The organism is Streptomyces sp. 13-12-16 (genome assembly GCF_002114215.1).
Lineage (GTDB): Bacteria > Actinomycetota > Actinomycetes > Streptomycetales > Streptomycetaceae > Streptomyces.
Genome location: NZ_NCTE01000036.1, coordinates 1 through 2,115 on the forward strand (window position 1 = coordinate 1; position 2,115 = coordinate 2,115).

The following is a 2,115-nucleotide window of genomic DNA, read 5'->3' on the forward strand; positions in this document are numbered from 1 at the left end:
CGTGCGCGTGTCAGGCCGGGGCGTCGTGGCCGCCCCCGGCCGCGGCGGCCTCGTCCACGCGGCCGGCCACCCAGTCCAGGAAGTCCCCGACCGCCGCCCCGGGCAGCGCGGGCGCGGACTCACGGGGGCGTTCGAAGCTGCGCAGCGCGGCCGTGATCAGTGGCCGGAAGTCCGCCTCCGCGGCGGCGACGATCCCGGCCGCCCCGCGTTTGGCGAACCAGTGGCCGGTGCGGCAGTACACCACGGAGCGGCAGCCGTTGAGCACCCGGTTGTCGGCCGTGTGCCCCTCCCCCTCTGCGTGTTCCCGCACGGAGGCGCGGAGCGCGGCGAGCACGTCGGTCCGCTCCGGTGCGGCGATCACGTCCTGTACCGGCCCGCCGAACAGCGGGAGGCCGGCCTGGTGGGCGATGGAACGGTCGAGGACGTACCAGAACGCGGGCCCCTCCCCGGGGTCGTGGCTGACCCGCTCGGGCAGTGACGGTCCGGTGTTGAGGTCCATGAGGTACCCCGCCCCGCCGGACGGGCGGCGGGCGAAATCGGCCGGGTAGACGACCAGTTCCAGTCCGGCCGCGGGGCAGGCCAGGGCGGGGTGGGCCAGCGCCCCGGCCAGTTCGGTCAGGGCGCGCCGGGGAAGCGAGCGGTCCACCACGACGGTCACGTCGACGTCGCTGCGTCCGTGCCGGTAGTCGCCGAGCGCGAGGGATCCGACGGCGAGGACGCTCACCAGGCGGGGGCCGCAGACGGCGCGCGTGCGGTGGACCAGCTCGTCGAGGTAGGGGCGGACCTCGCGGGGCGGGACGGGGGTGCGGTTCATGGGACCAGTGTCGGCCCGCGGATCCGCGGCGCGGCGCGTCAGTTCCACAGTTCGTCGCTGTCGCACACCCGCGCGCCCATGTTGCGCTCCATCATCCGCAGGGCGGCGTCCGCGAGGTCGGCGTGGATGTGGGCGACGGCGTCACGGGGGACGGTCACGTCGAAGTGGCGGATGTGCGCGTCGAGCGACGAGTACAGGACGCACTGCTCCGTGACCTGGCCGCACAGCACGAGCCGGTCGATGCCCTGCTGGTTGAGCAGGTAGCCCAGCGGGGTCTCGAAGAAGACCGAGTGCCGTGCCTTGACGACGAAGAGCGAGGAGTCGTCCGGCAGCAGCGGTTCCACGAGGCGCGCGTGCGGCCCCGACAGGGCCTTGTCGAGCAGTTCGCCGTGGTGGGAGCGCCATTCGCCGAAGTTGTCGTTGACGTAGATCACCGGCACGTCCCGGCGCCGCGCCCGTTCCAGCAGGGCGGAGACGACCGGTACGACCGACTCGGCGGACGGGATCAGGCGGTCGGCGTCCGCATGGTCGTAGGTGTTGATCATGTCGATGACGATCAGCGCGGTCTTGCTCATGTCCCCCGGGTTCCACCCGCGCGGGAGGGTCAGACATGTTTGCTCGCGCGCGACCGTGACGGCCGGGTGTGGAGGCGTACGACGGCCGACCCCCGGAGGTCCGCCCGCGGGGGCCTCGTGTGCCGGGTCCTGGAGTCATCAGGGCCGTCCGGCCCTAGCCCGGCGGGGTTCCGCCGCCGACGATGGAGGAATGATCCAAAGCGATGGCTTCCGGCCGCTCGACCGCCAGGAGTGTCTGCGCCTGCTGGCCAAGGTGCCGGTCGGGCGCGTCGTCTACACCCGGCAGGCGCTGCCCGCCGTCCTCCCCGTCAACTTCGCCCTGGACACGGACGCCTCCGTGGTGCTGTGCACCTCCGCCGCGTCCGATCTGGTCCGGGCGGTCGACGGCGTCGTGGTCGCCTTCGAGGCCGACGACTTCGACGCCGGGAGCCGGTCCGGCTGGAGCGTGGTGGTCACGGGCCGGGCGGCCGTGGTGACCGACCCGGCCGAGCACGAACGCCTGCTGCGGACCGGGCCCCGCTCGTGGATGCCGATGCACGACGGGGTGTTCGTCCGGATCGAGGCCGGGATGGTCACGGGCCGGGAACTCACGGGGCTGCCCGAACCGGGCTGAACCGGTGGCCGCGTACGCGGCCCGCGACGGTCCCGTCGACGCCGGGTCCCGCGGTCCGCGCGGACGGCCGGACGGTCCCGAGGCCGCCGTCCACGGCCCGGCACCGGCCGGCG

Annotated in this window: 3 protein-coding genes; 1 reads left to right on the top strand and 2 read right to left on the bottom strand. The window is 74.0% G+C overall.

All coding sequences use genetic code 11. The features are described from left to right. Window positions 1-10 precede the first annotated feature (10 nt). Together B7767_RS01735 and B7767_RS01740 are read right to left on the bottom strand one after the other, a co-directional pair. Window positions 11-814, bottom strand: a complete 804-nt coding sequence (locus B7767_RS01735; protein WP_085570525.1) for an aminoglycoside adenylyltransferase domain-containing protein — start codon at window positions 812-814, stop codon at window positions 11-13. A gap of 38 nt (window positions 815-852) precedes the next feature. After that, window positions 853-1,389, bottom strand: coding sequence for a cysteine hydrolase family protein (locus tag B7767_RS01740; protein ID WP_085570526.1), 537 nt, complete (start codon window positions 1,387-1,389; stop codon window positions 853-855). 190 nt (window positions 1,390-1,579) lie between these two features. On the opposite strand from B7767_RS01740, the gene B7767_RS01745 reads away from it, so the two are divergent. Continuing rightward, a complete protein-coding gene (locus tag B7767_RS01745; RefSeq protein WP_085570527.1) occupies window positions 1,580-2,002 on the top strand; it encodes a pyridoxamine 5'-phosphate oxidase family protein in 423 nt (140 codons plus the stop codon). Window positions 2,003-2,115 lie beyond the last annotated feature (113 nt).